Below are 18,985 nucleotides of genomic sequence, written 5' to 3' on the forward strand. Positions count from 1 at the left end.
CGATGAACCGCTCCGACAACTGGCAACGGCTCACGCAGCGCTGGAACTGGTTGCGGCTGGCCAGTACGGCGATCGTCTCCACCGCACTCGTCGCGGCGATCTACCTTCTGTACATCGACGCGCGGACATACGCCAACATCAACGCGCAGCTGGATGCGGCGCAGGCCGGCGCGACCCATCGCTTCGAGCGCTGGTTCGACGAGCGCACCGATGTCGCGCACCAGTGGGCTGCCCGCCAGGAAACGCGCGATCTGCTGCAAACCCTCCTGCGCGAGGTGGCGCTGGGCAGCGGGGCCTACTGGCTCACAAACTTTCCGCAGCACCAGCAGTTCCGTGAACTGTTCGCGCGTGAAGCCTCGCACGACTCCGCGTCGTCCTCGTATTTCCTGCTCGGGGCCGACGGCCTCGTGCTCGGCTCTTCACTGGGCATGGAGCAGGTCCGGGAACAGAGCATCCTCTGGCGCGAGCCGGAGTTCTTCGAGCAGATCCGCCGGCGCGGTGCGGCGCTCAGTCCGCTCATGCCGTCCGGCCTGTCGATCCAGAGCGGCGTCATCCACGAAGGCCGGCCCATCACGCTGTTCGCCGGTGTGCCCATCTACCTGGACGGCAAGCCCGAACCTGCCGGCTACTTCGTGATGCGGCTGTTCCCGGTGAGCCTGCTCATCGAACAGGGCCGCGCACATTTCGGCAGCAGCGGAAACAGCTACCTCGCCGACCGCCACGGCCGCCTGCATGCCGACCAGGCCTGGCTCAACCTCGAACTCGACAAACACGGGCTGCGCAGCGAGCTCTTCCGCGGCCGCGAATACTTCTTCGCGCGCGACCCGGGCTACGACATCCTGAAAAAACCGGCAACCAGCAACCGCAGCCGTCTGCCGCTCGTCAAATCGGTGCAGCGCCTGCAGAAGGGTGCGGGCCGCAGCCTGCAGGCCTACCGCAACCTGCGTGGGCAGGCCGTCGTCGGTGCCTGGCGCTGGAGCGAGAAGCTCGGCCTGGGCGTGATTTCCGAGATCCCGGAATCGGAGGCCTTCGCCCCCATCGCGGACGCGTGGCGTCATGTGCTCATCGCCACCGTGCTCGCAGGCACCTGTCTCGTATTTGCGCTGGCACTGCGCACGTTGCGCCTGTCGCGGCGGCTGCGCGCGGCGCTGCAGGGGGCCGAGGCGGGCACGCAGGCGAAGTCGCAGTTCCTGGCCAACATGAGCCACGAGATCCGCACGCCGCTCAACGCCGTGCTGGGCATGACGCAGCTCGTGCTCAAGACACAGCTCGACCCGCGCCAGCGCAGCTACCTGGAAAAAAGCCTCAACGCCGGGCGGCACCTGCTGGGCGTCATCAACGACATCCTCGACTTCTCGAAGATCGAGGCTGGCAAGCTCGGCATCGAGAACGTGGACTTCGAGCTCGAACAGGTGCTGGCCGGCATCGGCGACCTGATCGGCGAAAAGGCGGCCGCCAAGCAGCTGGAGGTGGTCATCGACCTGGACGAGCGTGTGCCGCGCCGCCTGCACGGCGACCCGGTCCGGCTGGGCCAGATCTACGCCAACTTCGCCAGCAACGCGGTGAAGTTCACCGAGCGCGGCGAGGTGGCCATCACGGTGCGGATGGCCGAAGACCGGGGCGACGAAGTCGTGCTGCACAGCGCCATCAGCGACACCGGCATCGGCCTCACGCCCGCGCAGTGCGCCCTGCTCTTCCAGTCGTTCCAGCAGGCGGACGAGTCGACCACGCGCAAGTTCGGCGGCACGGGGCTAGGGCTGGCCATCTCCAGGCAGCTGGCACAGCTGATGGGCGGCGACGTCGGTGTCGAGAGCGAACCCGGCAAGGGCTCCACCTTCTGGTTCACCGTGCGGCTCCGGCGCTCGGCCGAGCAACCCCGTGCCTTCGAATTCACGCAGGGCGTCACCACCGTCGGCAAGCGCATCCTCGTGGTGGACGACAACGAGCATGCCTGCACCGTCACCGCCAGCATGCTCGAAAGCATGAAGTTCGACGTGACTCAGACGCTCTCCGGCCAGCAGGCGCTGCAGATGCTCGCCGAGGCCGACGGCAACGCCCGCGCGTTCGACGCGCTGGTGGTGGACTGGCAGATGCCGGAACTCGACGGCATCGACGTCGTGCGCCGCATGCAGGCCATGCCGCTGTCGGTGCAGCCGCAGGTGCTGATGGTCACCGCCTTCAACCGCGACGAGGTCATCCAGAGCGCACGCGACGCGGGCATCCGAGACGTGCTCAGCAAGCCCTTCAGCGCGTCGCTCATGTTCGACGCGATGGCCGACATCTTCGACGGCCGCCCACGCGACGAATCGTCCCGGTCGCGCCGTGTCGACGCAGCCGCGCCGCCCGCGGACGACGACAGCCTGCGCGGCACGCGCGTGCTGCTGGTGGAAGACAACGCCGCCAACCAGGAAGTGGCCGCCGGCCTGCTGGAGCTGCGCGGCGTGGTCGTCGAGATCGCCAACAACGGCCAGGAAGCGCTGGAGCGCCTGCAGGCAGCCCCGGCCGGTCACTGGGACGTCGTCTTCATGGACATGCAGATGCCCGTGATGGACGGCCTCACCGCCACACAGGAAATCCGCAAGCTCGAACGCCATCGTGCCCTGCCCATCGTGGCCATGACGGCCAACGCGCTCATGGGCGACCGGGAACGCTGCATCGCCGCCGGCATGAACGACCACATCCCGAAACCGATCGACGAGGACGTGATGTTCGCGGCGCTGGCGCGCTGGCGCAGCCATGAAGGGCCGCGCGATGTGGACCCGATGCCCAACCCAACCCCGCACCCGACTCCCGGTCTGCCATCCAGCCTCCCGCCCGATGCACTCACGGCCCTCGAGGCGCTCGACGCTGCAGCCTCGCACGACGTGCGCGCCTCGCTCGGCGTCATCTCCGGCTACGCGAGCCTGCTGCAGCGCAAGTTCCCGGACCAGGTTTCAGGCACCGTGCTCGAACACGTGGAGTCCATGCGTGAGATGGCGCTCGAAGCCACGCGCCTCGCGTCCGCCTGGCGCGACGCGGCGCGCGTCGTGCGGCAGCCGGCCGTGCTGGCCGAGGTGGACATGCGCGCCGTCCTCCGGGCGGCGATGGAGGGCATTCGCACGGAAAAGCCCGGTACGCTGGACGTCGTCATCGAAGGCACGTGGCCCACCGTCACCGGCGACGCCCGGCTGCTGGAACGCCTCTGGCTCGAACTGCTGGACAACGCCCGGCTTTCCGTATCGGGCGCCACCTCCATCGCCCACGTGAGCGCCGGCGTTTCAGGCGATGAGATCGTCTTCAGCGTGGCCGACCACGGCATCGGCTGGCCGGCCAGGGGCATGGACCGGCTCTTCAAACCCCTGCAGAAGCTTCACACCGGCGGGCTCCACGCCGGCGGTTCCGACCCGTTCGCAGGCGGCTTCGGCCTCGGCCTGTTCATCTCGCGGGAAATCGTGCTCCGGCACCGGGGGCGCATCTGGGCGGACACGACGCTGCCCGACCGCCTGGACGGCGGAGCCCGCGTCTGCTTCGCATTGCCGGTGTCTGAATAAAGACAGTGAACCCCGCCGCTATTGAAGGGACTGAGGTATTTGGTTACAAACGAGCCACTGGTTGTACAACAGGGCTCCCATGCTCACTTTGCTGGTCGTTGACGACGATGACGAGGTCCGCGAAAAGGCGATGCGCGCGCTGGCAGGTCCGCATTTCCGGCTCGCTTCCGCCGCCAATGGCCGCATTGCGCTCGAACAGGCCGCCTTGCTCAAGCCCGACATCATGATCTGCGATGTGGACCTGCCCGAGGTCAACGGCTTCGATGTCCTCGCCGCCCTGAAGGCCGACCCGGCCCATGCGCAACTGCAGGTGATGATGCTCACCGCCCAATCGTCACGCAACGCCATGCGGCTGGGCATGTCGCTCGGCGCGGACGACTACCTCACCAAGCCCTTCGACGACCAGGAGCTGGTGGAAGCCGTCGAAGGCCTCATCAAACGGCGGGGCCGGCTCGAGGTGTTCGTCGACTCCGTCACCAACCAGGAAGACTCGCTGCACGGCCGCTTCGCCAACAGCAAGCCGCCGCGCGAATCGACCATGGTCTCGCCGCTCATGGCCGCCCAGGCCGGCAATGTGCCCGAGGCCGCCGTGCTCTACGCCGGCATCGACGAGTTCAACAACATCGCCGCCCGGCTCTCCGCGCCCGAGCTCGAACAACTGCTCACCGAGTACTTCCAGCGCGTCGGCGAACCGGTGCTCGCGCACGGCGGGCAGAACCTGCGGCTCATGGGCGACCATCTCGTCGCCCTCTTCCTGCCCGAGCCGCAGCGCACCGTGTCGCACCCGCATCGCGCGCTGCTGGCCGCCACCGAAATCGCGCAGCTTGCGCCGGAGCTTTCCGGCTGGATGCAGAAGACCTTTGCCGACGCGCGCCTGCCCGCACTCACCATCGGCATCGGCCTGCATGCGGGCCCGGTGGACGTGGACGCCGAAACCGGCACCCCCAGCGGCCCGGCCGTGAACGTGGCCGAACGGCTGAAGTCCGCAGCGACGGACCTGCAATGGACCATCGTCGCCAGCCACGGCGTGGCCAGCCTCACCAACCAGTCGCTGGACCTGGGCAAGTCCGCGCAACTGGTGGTCGAAGGCCTGGGCAAGCCACTGGGCGTCTCGGAAGTGCTGGAAGCCAGGCCGCCCGAAGAGATCACGGTGTTCGAGAAGACGGTGCCCATCGCCATTCCCACGGCGGATGAGCGCACCCCCAGCGTCCGGCTGCAGGCCGACGTGGTCACCCGGCTGCGCCAGAGCGTGCAGGCGCATGCGAGCCAGGCCGCCCGCTCGCTGAAGGACGCGCTCGGCGAAAAGCTCGCCCTGCTGCGCAGCGGCGACCCGGCGGACACGGGCCAGACCGTGCAACTGGAGGGCTTCACCATCGTGCGGCGTCTGGGTGCCGGCGGCATGTCGAGCATCTACCTCGCGCGGCGCGACCGCGATGGCGCGCTCGTGGTGCTGAAGGTCATGCAGCTCGACCCGCAAGCCAAAGACCTCACCGCCCGCTTCGTGCGCGAGTTCTCGCTGCTGTCCTCCATCGAGCATCCGCACATCGTGCGCATCTTCAACCAGGGCTTCACCGACGACATGGCCTACATCGCCATGGAGTACTTCGAGAACGGCGACCTGCGCAGCCGCCTGCGGGGCCCGCTGCCGCCGCGGCTGGTGGCGCGCGTGCTGGCGCAGGTGGCCAGCGCGCTGGACGCCATCCACGCACTGGGCATCGTCCACCGCGACCTCAAACCCGAGAACCTGATGGTCCGCGCCAATGGCGACGTGGTGCTGGCCGACTTCGGCATCGCCAAGGTCACCGCCGTTGCGGGCGGCGCGCAGGCCACGCTCACCGTCACCGGCGAGGTGCTGGGCTCGCCCTCGTACATGAGCCCCGAGCAGATTGCCGGCAAGACCGTCACGCCGCAGTCCGACCTGTACAGCCTGGGCGTGATGCTCTACGAAATGGCCACCGGTGTGCGGCCGTTCCGCAGCACGTCGCTGGTGGATCTGCTGTCCATGCACCACAAGGCCGACGTGCCGCCGCTGCCGGTCGAATACGCCAGCCTCCAGCCCTTGCTGGACCGTCTCATGGCCAAGAAGCCCGACAGCCGCTACACCACCGCCGCCGAGCTGATCCGGGACCTGCAGGCGCTCGATGCACGCGCCTGACCCCTTGCCGAGCCGCTGGCAGACCTTCGTGGCCATCACCGGCGCGGTGCTGGTGGTGTGCGCGGCCGCCTACCTGCTGTGGGTCAACCACCGCACCCACGCCCAGCTGAACGAACAGCTCGACGCCGCCCAGGCCAGCGCGCAACTGCGCTTCGAGAACTGGCTGGACGTGCGCACCGACCGCGCCCACCAGTGGGCCGTGCAGCAGGAAACGCGCGAGCTGCTGCGCACGCTGCGCGCCATCGAAACGCCCACCGCCGCGCAGCTCACCCACCACCCGCTGCACCTGAAGTTCCGCGAGATGTTCGCGCGCGAAGAGTTGCGCGACTCGTCGTCTTCCTCGTACTTCCTGCTCAACGCGAACGGCATCGTGCTCGGCTCTTCGCTGGGTGAGGAACAGGTGGGCCACATCAGCCTGCTGTGGAAGGAGCTCGAATTCGTCGAGCAGATCAAGACGCGCGGTGCGGCGCTCAGCCCGCTGCTGCAGTCCGACCTGACCATCCAGAGCGGCGTGACGCTCGACGGCCGGCCGGTCACGCTGTTCGCCGGGGTGCCCATCTACCTGGACACGCCGGAGCCGGCGGGCTACTTCATCATGCGGCTGTTCCCGGTGAGCCTGCTCATCGAGCAGGGCCGCGCGCATTTCGGCACGCACGGCAGCAGCTATCTGGTGGACCGTGTCGGCCGCCTGCACGCCGACCAGTCCTGGCTCAACCTCGATCTGGAGCGCCACGGCCTGCACAGCGAACCGTTCCGCGGCCGCTCGTTTTTCTTCGCGCGCGACCCGGGCCACGACGTGCTGAAGAAACCCGCGCCCCAGGACCGCGCGAGCCTGCCGCTCATCCAGTCGGTGCAGGGGTTGCAGAAAGGCCTGGGCCGCAGCCTGGAGCCATACCGCAACCTGCGCGGGCAGGAAGTGGTGGGTGCCTGGGCCTGGAGCGGCAAGCTCGGCCTGGGCGTCATCACCGAGCTGCCTGCGTCCGAAGCTTTTGCGCCGATGACGCTCGCCTGGCGGCATGTGCTGCTGGCTGCGGTCGGTGTCGGCGTGTTGACGGTGCTGCTGCTCGCCCTGGGCCTGCTGCGCCTGTCGGGCCGGCTGCGCGTCGCGCTGGAAGATGCCGAGTCCGGCACCCGGGCAAAGTCGCAGTTCCTGGCCAACATGAGCCACGAGATCCGCACACCGCTCAATGCCGTGCTGGGCATGACGCAGCTCGTGCTCAAAAGCCCGCTGGAAGAGCGGCAGCGCAACTACCTGGAAAAGAGCCTCAATGCCGGGCGGCATCTGCTGGGCGTCATCAACGACATCCTCGACTTCTCGAAGATCGAGGCCGGCAAGCTCGGCATCGAGAACGTGGACTTCGAGCTCGAACAGGTGCTGGCCGGCATCGGCGACCTGATCAGCGAGAAAGCCAGCGCCAAGCACCTGGAAGTCGTCATCGACGTGGACCCGCGCGTGCCGCGCATGCTGCAGGGCGACCCGGTGCGGCTGGGCCAGATCTACGCCAACTTCGCCAGCAACGCGGTCAAGTTCACCGAGCAGGGCGAGATCGCCATCATCGTGCGCGTGGCCGAAGACCGCGAAGACGAAGTCGTGCTGCACAGCGCCATCCGCGACACCGGCATCGGCATCTCGCCCGAACAATGCGCCCTGCTCTTCCAGTCGTTCCAGCAGGCGGACGAATCGACCACGCGCAAGTTCGGCGGCACCGGGCTGGGGCTGGCCATCTCCAGGCAACTGGCGCAGCTGATGGGCGGCGACGTCGGCGTCGACAGCGAACCCGGCAAGGGCTCCACGTTCTGGTTCACTGTCAGGCTCAAAAAGTCCACGCAGCAAGCGCGCGAACTGGCGTTTGTGCACGGCGGCAACACGGCCGGCCGCCGCGTGCTGGTGGTGGACGACAGCGAACACGCCTGCACCGTCACCGCCGCCATGCTGGAAGGCATGAAGTTCGACGTATCGCTCACGCATTCGGGCGCGCAGGCGCTGAAGATGATCGTGGACGCCGACCGCCAGTCGCGCGGCTTCGACGCGCTGGTGGTGGACTGGCAGATGCCCGAGATCAACGGCATCGAAGTCGTGCGCCGCATGCATGCCTTGCCGCTGTCGTCGCAACCCGAGGCGCTGCTCGTCACCGCCTTCAACCGCGAAGAAGTCATCCAGAGCGCGCGGGCGGCGGGCATCCACGATGTGCTCATCAAGCCCTTCAGCGCGTCGCTGATGTTCGACGCGTTGTCGGAAATCTTCGGCCACCCGCACGGTGAAGACGCGCCCCGCGCCGTGTCGGGCCCGGCACCGGAAGGCGATGCCTTCAAGGGCACACGCGTGCTGCTGGTGGAAGACAACGCCGCCAACCAGGAAGTGGCCGCCGGCCTGCTGGAGCTGCGCGGTGTGGTGGTCGAGATCGCCAACAACGGCCAGAAAGCGCTCGACCGCCTGCGCGAAGCGCCCGCGCAGCATTGGGACATCGTCTTCATGGACATGCAGATGCCCGTGATGGACGGCCTCACCGCCACACAGGAAATCCGCAAACTCGAACGGCACCGCTCGCTGCCCATCGTCGCCATGACCGCCAACGCCTTCGAAGGCGACCGCGAGCGCTGCCTGGCCGCCGGCATGAACGACCACGTGCCCAAGCCGATTGACGAAGCCGTGCTGTTCTCGACGCTCGCTAAGTGGACGGTGGGCCGGCGTGCCGAGGCAGGTGCGGTTGGCCATGCACCGCCGCCTGAACGCACGGCGGACACCACGACGGCACCTGCTGCGGCCCCCACCCCCGCGCCAACATCAGAAGGCCCCGACGCCTGGACCCGCGAATCCATCGACGCCATGGAAGCGCTGGACGCTGCGTCATCACACGACGTGCGTGCGTCGCTCGGCGTCATCTCCGGCTACGCCGGCCTGCTGCAACGCAAGTTCCCCGACAAAGTGTCCGGCCAGGTCCACGACCACGTGGAAGCCATGCGCGAAACCGCCATCGAAACCACCAGCCTCGTCAGCGCCTGGCGCGAAACCGCCAAGCTGCTGCGCACGCCCCTCGTCATCACCGACGTGGACATGCGGGCAGCAGCGCGGGCCGCCATCGCGGAAATCGAGGCCAAGGTGCTGCCGAAACCGGGCGAGCCGCCGTTTATTTTCGAGGTGTCGGGCATCGATTCGCTGCCCGTCGTCAAAGGCGACGCGCGGTTGCTGCAGCGGCTATGGCGCGAGCTGCTGGCGAATGCACGACAGGCGACGGCGGGCGTCGAAAGGCCGGAAATCAGCGTGTCGTTTGCAGAGTCCGGCGAAGGCGATGCGCGCGAGCTTGTGTTTGCGGTGACGGACAACGGCATCGGCTGGCCCGCCAAGGGGATGGACCGGCTGTTCAAACCGCTGCAGAAGCTGCATGGGGAAGCGTTTGGGGGCGGGTTCGGGTTGGGGTTGTTTGTGGCGCGGCAGATTGTGGGGCGGCATGGGGGCGAAATTATTGCTACAACGCCGGAGAACACGGTTGATTCAAAGCGACGCAATGGAGTCGCGCTGACGAAATTCACTCTCAAATAGAAATTTGAGTCTCATATTCACCAAGCTACTAAACGCCACATTCTCCATTGGAAAGCAAAAAAATGGAGGGAAAAAATGCAGAAAAAAAACGGCAGCCCGGGACACGATGCACCAATTAAATCGCCTGAAGAAGACTTACTAAACAGCTTGGGCGTAGCAAGAGCTTTGCACCGCGTCATCAAAGCAACACCCCCCAATTGGTCTACACGAATTGGTCTTACAGGCCCTTGGGGGAGCGGAAAGACTAGCGTTTTGAATCTTCTGAGAGGTCTGGAAGAAAGCGATGGTGCAATCGTTGTCGCATTCTCAGTATGGGCAGATGCTGGGGAAGGAAGCGTCATTGCGCATTTCTATGAGGCCCTTTCCTTGAGATTTCGTGAACTAGATATTCAAGTTCCATCAAGACAACGACTAAAAAAGCAAGCCAGCCGAATCCTCCGTTTTAGTGACTGGTTCCAGGCTCTAAGAAAAGGAGCCGAGGAGCTTTCACCGGCACCGCCAATCGCAACCAAAGTTGCCCTCAATATCATCGAAAAATTGGCGTCGCGCTCGTCAGCTTGGACGAAGATTGGAAATCAAGACCTAGAAGCACTAGTCAGAGCATTGTCAGGACGTCGCGTTGTCGTTTTTATAGATGACCTAGATCGGGCAGATCCGAAGATCATTCCAAAATCCTTTTTGGCAATGCGAGAACTCCTTGATTGGCCAGGCTTCTCGTACGTTCTTGCGTACGACAAAAAAGCCATTGCAGGGGCCCTATATGAATATTCAAAAGCATTCGGTGAGAATGCAGATGGTTTTCTCGAGAAGGTTATCGATGTGCCGTTCGAGATGCCGAACGCCGAAGAATCTGGAAAGAAGCGGTTAGCTGAAGCGACTTTCTCTATCTGCTGTCCATCTCTACCAACCGAGGCCCTTTTAAGTATTGCGTCGGTAATGCCGGCAGAACCGCGAAGGATAAAAATTCTTGCTCGAACACTTGGTTCATTTAGTTCAACGCTCTCACGTCACGCAGCAAGTGAGGTTGATTGGGTAGGCATTCTCCTTCATTCAATCGTCCGCGAGGCGAGCAAAAAACTGGCCGATTGGATTCTCGCTGAATCTAAGAACCCTGACGGTAGCTGGTTGCTTTGGGCAAGCGACGACAGAGAAAGAAAGGAAAAAGAAGCGGCGACTCGTGAGAATCTTCTAGCCATTCTGCCCACTCCACATCCAGAAGACACCGATCGCATCATCGAAGCAGCACTGAGGCTTCTTCAACATTGGCAATACTTAGGACCGGATCAGATTGAATATTGGGTGAAACTCTCTTTTGAAGAGCCGATCATTACATTTTCGGAATTCAAGAGATTCAGAGACCAGGATCTTTCGACTTTCAGTCAAAAGAATTTAGAAGATTTTGTTAGCAGTCTTGCTGATCAAAGTTCAACATCTCGTCGTTCCGCAGCTTCTGATTTCTTGGAGGTAGCCCTTCAAGACTATCAAAATTGCTTGTCAGAAATGGCAGACAGCTCATCTGAATCTGAATGGAAAAACGCTTTAAAAAAATCACAAAGATCTTTGTCTATCGTAGAGATTTTGTTTTCAGACTCGTCATCCAAAGAAATTTCTTTTGCTGCAACTTCACCCAAATCAGTATGCTCACTCTATCAAATCGTGCGGAACTGGTTGGGCTGGACAAGGAATGACGGTGAGACTGAACTGCGCGCTCGCGAGCGATCTATTGGCAGACAAGCAGTAACAAAATGCGTGGATCCTGATGCTGTTTTTGCTGAAACCGATCCATTTTGGAATGAAAATCACGCGCAGAGTCCTAATGAGGCGAGTCTCAGAATGGAATGGCGCGAAGAGATTCGGAGTGTGCTGGCGCCGAAAGTCGTGTCCGCTCTGCTAGCGCGGCTGTTGAAGAACGGTGGAATGATTGCAATTTCAACGGGTGACGAAAAATTGGGGCCTTGGCTAGTTGAATCTGAGAAATCACCCATTTATGCGGACAAGAACCTAGCTTCACGACTGACAGAAACATTTCTATCTATTTCTGAGGTTGGCGACGAAGAAGCTGCAGCGTTGTCAGCGAATGCGATTCTCTATATACGGCAAATGCTGTTTCAGACTAGACAGGCATCTTGGGGGGGAGTCGAACAAGCCGGCAGAATAAACAACATCCATCCGGATATCTTTCCATCAGCTTGGTCGGCCGCTGTCTTTTCTGCGGTTCCTTTTCGCATGCGGGCGCAGTTGAGAAAGTTACGTGAGGATCTTATTAATATTGGCGTTTCTGCAGAAAGATTAGCTATCCCGACCTGGCTCAACGCGGAGGACGATGGTCTTTAGACACTTCCTCCAACAACTTCACCAACACCCACAAAACCCGATTCGCCGGCGTCGCCACCCCCAGCGCCTCCCCACGCCGCACCACAATCCCGTTGAGATAGTCGATCTCGCTCTTCTTCCCCCGCATCACGTCCTGCGCGGTGGATGAAAACTGGCCGGGCATCGTCTCTGCAATCCTGCGCACCGCCGCATCCACATCGCCCGGAATGGTCACGCCGTCGGCTTTGGCGACGGCCAGGCATTCGTCCACCACGTTGCGCATGACGTCCGTGACGCCCTGCCCTTTGACCAGTTCGCCGTAAGGCATGCGGCCGATGGCGGACATGGCGTTGTACGCGCAGTTGAGGATGAGCTTGGCCCAGAGTGAGCCGCGCACGTTGTCCGAGATTTCGGTGGGCACGCCTGCGGCGATGAGCGCTTGCGCCACGGCTTCGCTGCGGGTGGCGGGTTCGATGACGAGTTCGCCGCGGCCGTGGTGTTTGAGGTGACCGGGGCCGGCCATTTCGGTGGCTACGTAGACGACGGCGGCGGCCACGTCGTGGTTGCGGATGACGGTGCGCAGCCGATCGGCGTTGTCCACGCCGTTCTGCAGGCAGAGCACCAGCGCGTCGGGCGCGAGGAACGGCAGGATCTGCTGACCTGCGCTTTCGGTGTCGGTGGATTTCACGCAGAACAGCACCACGTCGGCGCCGGCCACGGCATCGGGTTCGGTGCTGGCGCCCATGGGCACTTGCTCGTCGAACATCTTCGTGTCCATGTGCAGGCCGCCCTGCTTCACGGCGTCGACGTGCTGCTGGCGGCCGATGAGCACGACGTCGTGGCCTGCGCGGGCGAGCATGCCGCCGAAGAAGCAGCCGACAGCGCCTGCGCCCATCACGGCAACGCGAAGGCGGGCGGCATTTACGGGGTTTGAGGGGGTGGGAGTCTGGGTGGAAGGTTGGGTGGCGGTCATGGATTTCATTCTAGGGGCCTGCCCGTGTTTCCGCTGTTGTCCTACACGTGGCGCGGCACGCGCTCTCCATCATGGGCCATGCTCCTGCGTTCGCTTCGCCCACGCATGGCCGCCGTTGCCACTTCCCTTGCCTCCATCGCATCCGTGCTTGCGGCTTCCGCCGCCTGTGCACAGCCGTGGAATGTGCGGCTGGAGGGCTATCTCCAGGCCATCGACCCCAAGCCGCCGCTGCAACTCGGCGTGCATGTGCGCGACCTGGACACCGGCACCGAGGTCAACCACCACGCCGAAGAAACCTGGTACCTCGCGTCGATGGTCAAGACGCCGATTGCCATCGCGGTGCTGCGCGCCGTCGAGCGTGGCGATTTCACGCTGGACACCACCTTGCGCCTGCGCGCGTCGGACTATGTGGACGGCGCGGGCGAGACCAACAGCCGCCCTGTCGCCGCGCCGGTGACCATCCGCTTCCTCATCGACCAGATGATCATCCAGAGCGACAACACCGCGAGCGACATGCTGATCGACCTGGTGGGCCTGCGCGCGGTCAATGAGGTGGTGCAGTCGCTCACGCGCCAGCTCGACCCGCCGGGCATCCAGCCCATCACCACGCTGGCCGATGTGCGGCGCGAGGTGTATGGCCGGGTTACGCCGGCCGCTGAGCGTTTGTCGGGTAAGGACTGGCTGCACCTGAAGCAGCAGCCCACCGACAAGGCGCGGCTCGAACTGCTGTCGCAGCTCACGCGCGTGCCGCCGCAGAAGTTCAAGCTGCGCTCGCTGGATGCGGCTTACGCGTCGTACTACGCCAGCGGGCTCAACAGCGGTCGGCTCGATGTATATGGCGAGATGCTGCAGGCGCTGTTCGACGGCCGGGCGCTGTCGCCGCAGTACACGCGCTACCTCACCGGCGTGATGTCGCGCACGGCCACGGGCACGCAGCGCATCAAGGCCGCACTGCCGCCGCACGTGGGCTTTGCGCACAAGACGGGCACGCAGCGCGCGCGCTTCTGCGATTCGGGCCTGCTGCAGGTGGCCGACCCGCCGAGCGGCAGCGTGCGCCGCATTGTCATCGTCGCCTGCACACGCGGCGACGCTTCGCTGGCACGGTCCGAGCGCGCGTTGCGCGAGGTGGGCCATGCCGTGTGCCGTTCAGGTTTGTTGACCCAGGGAGTCGTCGATGCACCGTCCTGTCATGTCGCTGCTGGTGGCGCTGTCACTGGCGTTCGCAGCAGTCCCGTCCCACGCTGACCCGGGCGCGGCGAATAAGCCCGACTGGCGCGAGGCCCTGCGCCAGCGCGTCGAGCGCATCGACGAAAGCTCGCCCGGCCGGCTGGGCGTGTACGTCAAGCGGCTGGACACCAACGAGGTCTACAGCCACCACGCCGACGAAGGCTGGTACCTCGGCTCCACCGTGAAGGTGGCGATCGCCATTGCCGCGCTGCGGCAGGTGGACGCAGGCAAGCTGAAGCTGCAGTCCACGGCCCAACTGCAGGAAGGCGACAAGATCGACGGCCCGGGCGAGCTGGTGTGGGCCAAGGCCGGCACGCGCTACACCATCGACTCGCTGCTCACCCGCATGATCGGCGTGAGCGACAACACGGCCGCCAACCTGCTGGTGCGCACCGTGGGCCAGGACAACCTGGACAAGGCCGCGAGCGACATGATGGGCGACGGCGTGAAGAAGATCACCGACCTCGCGCAGGTGCGCTACGAGGTCTATTCCGAAATCCACCCTGACGCGCGCAAGCTCACGCGGCTGCAGTTGGTGGAGATTGCCGGTGTGCCGCAGGGGCCGCAGCGCTTCAATGCGGTGCGCCGCGCGCTGGATTTACCAGTAGACCAGCTCAAGGTGAAGACGATGGAAGAGGCCTACGACCGCTACTACGGCAAGCAGCTCAACACCGCCACGCTGGACGGCTACGGCCGCATGCTGGAGAAGCTGGTGCGCGGCCAGGCGCTGTCCGCACAAAGCACGCAGCAGCTGTTCAAGTACATGAAGTTCGGCCGCCGTGGCGACTACCGGCTCGAAGGCGGCATTCCCAAGAGCGAGATGATCATCCACAAGACCGGCACGCAGTACCGCCGCGCCTGCCACATGGCGGTGATCAACCCGCAGGACGGCGGCGCCAAAGGCATCGTGGTCACCACGTGCGCAGCCGACATGGACGACCAGAAGGAAGCCGGCGGCATCTTCCGCGAGGTGGGCCGCGCAGTGAGCGAGACGGCGCTGAAGTCGATGAAATAAAAGGCGCCGACCGAGGGCGATCCCCGAGTGACGGCGCGGGCGGCGCGGCTGACAATGCGCCCGGCATGGAAAACAATGAATCGCAGTACCGGGACATCGCGCAGGATCCGGCCGCGCTGAACGGCGTCCTCACCCGTCTGGGCCTCGCCCGGACCGGCGAAACACCCCGCATCACCGCGCTGACCGGCGGCGTGTCGTCAGGCATTTACCGCGTGGATCTTGCTTCGGGCAGCTACTGCGTCAAGCAGGCCTTGCCGAAACTCAAGGTCGCCAAGGAATGGCTGGTGCCGGTGGAGCGCGTGTTCCACGAGATCGCCTGGCTGCGCGCTGTGGACGGCATTGCGCCCGGCCACGTGCCGCGCGTGCTGGGCGAGGACGATGCCAGCAAAGCCTTCGTGATGGAGTTCCTCGGCCCCGAGTACCGCAACTGGAAGGCGGACATGCTGGCCGGCCGTGTGGACGTGCAGGTTGCAAGACAGGTGGGCGATGTGCTCGGCCGCATCCACGCCGCGACGGCGGACAACCCGGCGATTGCCGCGCGCTTTGCCACGGACGAGAACTTCTACGCCATCCGCCTCGAGCCCTATCTGGTCGAGACAGCGCGCGTGCACCCTGCCCTCGCACACCAGCTCATGGCCACGGTGGAGCGCACAGCGGCCACGCGCCGCGTGCTGGTGCATGGCGACGTGAGCCCGAAGAACATCCTCATCGGGCCGGCAGGTCGGGAGGACGGGCCCGTGCTGCTGGACGCCGAATGCGCCTGGTTCGGCGACCCGGCGTTCGATGTGGCGTTCTGCCTCAACCACTTCCTGCTGAAGGCGGCGCATCTGCCATTGCATGCGAAGGCGCTGATGGATGCGCTCGACGCGTTCACGCGGGCCTACTTAGCCCATGTCACGTGGGAGCCGGTCGACGCACTGGAGGCGCGTGTCGCCACGCTGTTGCCCGGCCTGACGCTGGCGCGTGTCGACGGGAAATCGCCGGTGGAATATCTGGGCGAGCCGCAGCGCGCGAAGGTGCGCAACGTCGCCATGGCATTGGTAGCGCAGCCGCCGTCGACAATCGCAGACATCGCCCGCCGCTGGGCGCAGGAATTCAACGCATGAAGATCAAGAGCATTGCAGCCCGCCGCATCTGGGATTCGCGCGGCCGGCCCACCGTGGAAGTGGAAATCACCAACGAGGACGGCACCTCGGGCATCGGCATCGCACCGGCCGGCGCGTCGCGCGGCACGCGTGAGGCCGTGGAGCTGCGCGACGGCGGCGAGCGCTTCAAGGGCCTGGACGTGCAGGCTGCGCTGCGCGGCATCGACGGCGAAATTGCGCCGCTGCTGATCGGGCACGACGTGACGGATCAGGCCGGCATCGACACCGCGCTCGCGGTGCTGGACGGCACACAGCTCAAGTCGCGCCTGGGCGGCAACGCGCTCATCGCCACGTCGCTCGCGGTGCTGCATGCCGCAGCGGCGCATGCGCGGCTGCCGCTGTGGCGCTATCTCGCGCAGGATTTGCCGCAAGGCCAGTCGCCGAAGCTGCCGCTGCCGCAGATCCAGATCTTCGGTGGTGGCGCACACGCGGGCCGCCGTGTGGACGTGCAGGACTTCATGGTCATCGCCACCGGCGCAACGTCTTTCGCCGAAGCGATGGAGATGACGGCCGAGGTCTATCGCGCCGCCGGTGAACTGATGGCCGCGCGCGGGGCGCTGGCCGGCATCGCCGACGAAGGCGGCTGGTGGCCGAGCTTCACGCGCAACGAAGATGCGCTGGACACGCTGGTCGCTGCCATCGAGCGCGCGGGCTACACGCCGGGCCACGAAGTCTCGATTGCGCTGGACATCGCGTCATCGGAATTCGGGAAGGACGGCCGCTACCGCCTCGCCCTCGAAAACCAGGAGCTCGACTCCGAAGGCCTGTTCGACATGCTGGTCGGCTGGACGGAGCGCTACCCCATCGTCTCCATCGAAGACCCGCTGGCCGAGGACGACGAAGCCGGGCTCGTCGCGTTCACCCGCGCCGTGGGCCACAAGGTGCAGGTGGTCGGCGACGACTACCTCGTCACCAACGCACAGCGTGTGAAAGACGCCGCCGCCAAAGGCGCTTGCAACTGCGTGCTGATCAAGCCGAACCAGGCCGGCACCGTCACCGAAACGCTGCTCGCGCTGAGGACCGCGCAGTCGCTCGGCTATTCGACCATCGTGTCTGCGCGTTCGGGCGAAACCGAGGACGTGGCCATCGTGCACCTGTCCACGGGCTGGAATGCGGGTCAACTCAAGGTGGGTTCGTTTGCGCGTTCGGAGCGTATGGCGAAGTGGAACGAAGGCATCCGGCTGGAGACGCGACCGGGTGCGCCTGCGGGCTTCTGGGGCAAGGCCGCGCTGGCGGGCAAGCGATGAGGCAAGCGCTGAAACTTTGATGCGGCTTCAACCGTACAGCGCTTCGATCTCCTGCGCGTAGGTCTTGTAGATGCTCGAGCGCCGCACCTTCATGGTGGCGGTGACTTCGCCGTCGTCGTGGTCGAGTTCCTTGGTCAGCAGGTGGAACTTGCGGATCTGCGCCACCTGCGCCAGGCGGCCGTTGCCGCGGTCGATCTCGCCCTGGATGAGTTCGCGCACGCGCGGCATTTCGACCAGCGAGCGGAAGTGCGTGAACGCGAGGCGGTTGGCCTCGGCCCACTTGCCCACGGTTTCGTAGTCGATCTGCACCAGCGCGCCGACGAACTTGCGGCCCTCGGCGATGACGATGCACTCCTTCACGTAGGGGCTCGCCTTCATGGTGTTCTCGATCTCCGACGGCGTGAGGTTCTTGCCGCCTGCGGTGATCATGATGTCCTTCAGCCGGTCGACGATGCGGATGTGCCCGTCCACCTCGGCCACCACGTCGCCGGTGTGCAGCCAGCCGTCGCGGATGCTGCTGGCCGTGGCTTCGGGGTTCTTGTAGTAGCCGGCGAACACCATGTCGCCGCGCAACAGCAGCTCGCCCTGCTCGCCCACGCGGTGCTCCGCGCCCAACGTGGCCGGACCGACGGTGCCGATCTTCACCTCGTCGCGCTTGTGGCCGGTGACCATGCCGGTGGATTCGGTCATGCCATACACCTCGACCAGCGGCACGCCAAGCGTGCGGAAGTAGCGCACCACGTCTTGCGGAATCGGCGCAGCGCCCGTCAGCGCCACTTTCGCCCGGCGCAGGCCGATGAAGTTCTGGAGCGCACGCAGCACCAGCCAGTACCAGATGAAGTAGCTGGCCTTCTCGCCCAGGCTCCATTGCGCGCGCGGCTTTTCGGCCATCGGCGCGCAGGCGGCCACAGCGCGCTGGTACATCGCGCGGCGCAACGCACCGGTTTCCTGCATCTTGATGCTGATGGACGCGTGCAGCTTTTCCCAGATGCGCGGCACGCCGAGGAACATGGTCGGCGCGACTTCACGCAGGTCTTCCTGCACGGTGCGGATGGATTCGCCGAAGTTCACCTGCGAGCCGAGGTACAGCGGAACGAAGGTCGTGAGCATCTGCTCGGCCACGTGGCACAGCGGCAGGTACGACAGGTGCGTCGTGTCGCCGTCCAGCCCAAGCCGGTCGACGATGCCGGGCACGACGCCACGGATGTTGCGCCACGAGATCATCGCGCCCTTGGGCGCGCCGGTGGAGCCGGAGGTGTAGATCATCAGGCCGATGTCGTCGAGCTTCTGCGAGGCCAGCGCGGCGTCGATGCGCTTGTCGCCTTCTCTTGCGCGCAACGCAGCACCTGCGGCCTCCACTTCGTCGAAAGTCACGATGCGTTCGCGCGCCTCGGGTGGATAGCTCGCGAGGCCCTTGGTCTCGACGATGACGATGCGCTTCAGACGCGGCAACTGGTCCAGCGCCTGCAGCACCTTGTCGGTCTGCTCCTGGTCTTCGCAGACCACGACCTCGATGTCGGCGTGGCCGACGACGTAGGCCACTTCGTTCGTGGGGCTGGTCGGGTACACACCGACGGTAACGGCGCCGATCAGGCCCGCGCCCATTTGCGAGAGAACCCATTCGACACGGTTCTCTGAAATGATGCCCAGATGGCTGCCCTCACCCATGCCCAGCGTGGCGAGGCCCAGGCCGAAGTTGCCCGCGCGCTCGCGGTACTGCGCCCAGGTGAGCGGATGCCAGATGCCGAAGTCCTTCTGGCGGATGGCGACGCGGCTGCCCTGGCTGGCGGCCAGCGCGCTCAGCATCTGCGGCAGCGTTTTCTCGGGGAGTGTGTTCAT

The 18,985-nt window shown here is 64.9% G+C and carries 10 protein-coding genes; 8 read left to right on the forward strand and 2 right to left on the reverse strand.

Annotated elements, in window-relative coordinates; translation table 11 throughout:
• Window positions 1-2: 2 nt before the first annotated feature.
• The 4 genes from ACO2Q9_RS18410 (at window position 3) to ACO2Q9_RS18425 (ending at window position 11,560) form a co-directional block, all read left to right on the forward strand.
• Window positions 3-3,530, forward strand: a complete 3,528-nt coding sequence (locus tag ACO2Q9_RS18410) for a response regulator (protein WP_423313442.1) — start codon at window positions 3-5, stop codon at window positions 3,528-3,530.
• 79 nt (window positions 3,531-3,609) lie between these two features.
• Window positions 3,610-5,685 carry a protein kinase domain-containing protein gene (locus tag ACO2Q9_RS18415; RefSeq protein WP_423313444.1) on the forward strand — a complete coding sequence of 692 codons (2,076 nt, stop codon included), beginning with the start codon at window positions 3,610-3,612 and terminating at the stop codon, window positions 5,683-5,685.
• Window positions 5,672-9,226: an ATP-binding protein gene (locus ACO2Q9_RS18420; RefSeq protein ID WP_423313446.1), complete on the forward strand. Its 3,555-nt coding sequence runs from the start codon at window positions 5,672-5,674 to the stop codon at window positions 9,224-9,226. Before ACO2Q9_RS18415 ends, ACO2Q9_RS18420 begins: the two co-directional genes overlap by 14 nt.
• Window positions 9,227-9,301: 75 nt before the next feature.
• Window positions 9,302-11,560 carry a KAP family P-loop NTPase fold protein gene (locus tag ACO2Q9_RS18425; RefSeq protein ID WP_423313447.1) on the forward strand — a complete coding sequence of 753 codons (2,259 nt, stop codon included), beginning with the start codon at window positions 9,302-9,304 and terminating at the stop codon, window positions 11,558-11,560.
• On the opposite strand, the gene ACO2Q9_RS18430 is transcribed toward ACO2Q9_RS18425, so the two are convergent.
• Window positions 11,535-12,434, reverse strand: a complete 900-nt coding sequence (locus tag ACO2Q9_RS18430; RefSeq protein WP_423313780.1) for a ketopantoate reductase family protein — start codon at window positions 12,432-12,434, stop codon at window positions 11,535-11,537. The genes ACO2Q9_RS18425 and ACO2Q9_RS18430 overlap by 26 nt on opposite strands.
• 156 nt (window positions 12,435-12,590) lie before the next feature.
• On the opposite strand from ACO2Q9_RS18430, the gene ACO2Q9_RS18435 reads away from it, so the two are divergent.
• The 4 genes from ACO2Q9_RS18435 (at window position 12,591) to eno (ending at window position 17,146) form a co-directional block, all read left to right on the forward strand.
• Window positions 12,591-13,757 (forward strand): serine hydrolase, encoded by a 1,167-nt coding sequence (locus ACO2Q9_RS18435; protein WP_423313449.1) that lies wholly within the window; start codon window positions 12,591-12,593, stop codon window positions 13,755-13,757.
• Window positions 13,687-14,754 (forward strand): serine hydrolase, encoded by a 1,068-nt coding sequence (locus ACO2Q9_RS18440; protein WP_423313450.1) that lies wholly within the window; start codon window positions 13,687-13,689, stop codon window positions 14,752-14,754. Before ACO2Q9_RS18435 ends, ACO2Q9_RS18440 begins: the two co-directional genes overlap by 71 nt.
• Window positions 14,755-14,819: 65 nt before the next feature.
• Window positions 14,820-15,860: a phosphotransferase family protein gene (locus ACO2Q9_RS18445; protein WP_423313452.1), complete on the forward strand. Its 1,041-nt coding sequence runs from the start codon at window positions 14,820-14,822 to the stop codon at window positions 15,858-15,860.
• A complete protein-coding gene (gene eno / locus ACO2Q9_RS18450) occupies window positions 15,857-17,146 on the forward strand; it encodes a phosphopyruvate hydratase (protein WP_423313454.1) in 1,290 nt (429 codons plus the stop codon). The genes ACO2Q9_RS18445 and eno overlap by 4 nt, the downstream gene beginning before the upstream one ends.
• Window positions 17,147-17,173: 27 nt before the next feature.
• Here the strand turns inward: eno and ACO2Q9_RS18455 are convergent, their stop codons facing one another.
• Window positions 17,174-18,985, reverse strand: a complete 1,812-nt coding sequence (locus tag ACO2Q9_RS18455) for an AMP-dependent synthetase/ligase (RefSeq protein WP_423313456.1) — start codon at window positions 18,983-18,985, stop codon at window positions 17,174-17,176.

The organism is Variovorax sp. VNK109 (assembly GCF_049445855.1).
Classification (GTDB): domain Bacteria; phylum Pseudomonadota; class Gammaproteobacteria; order Burkholderiales; family Burkholderiaceae_C; genus JAGOCV01.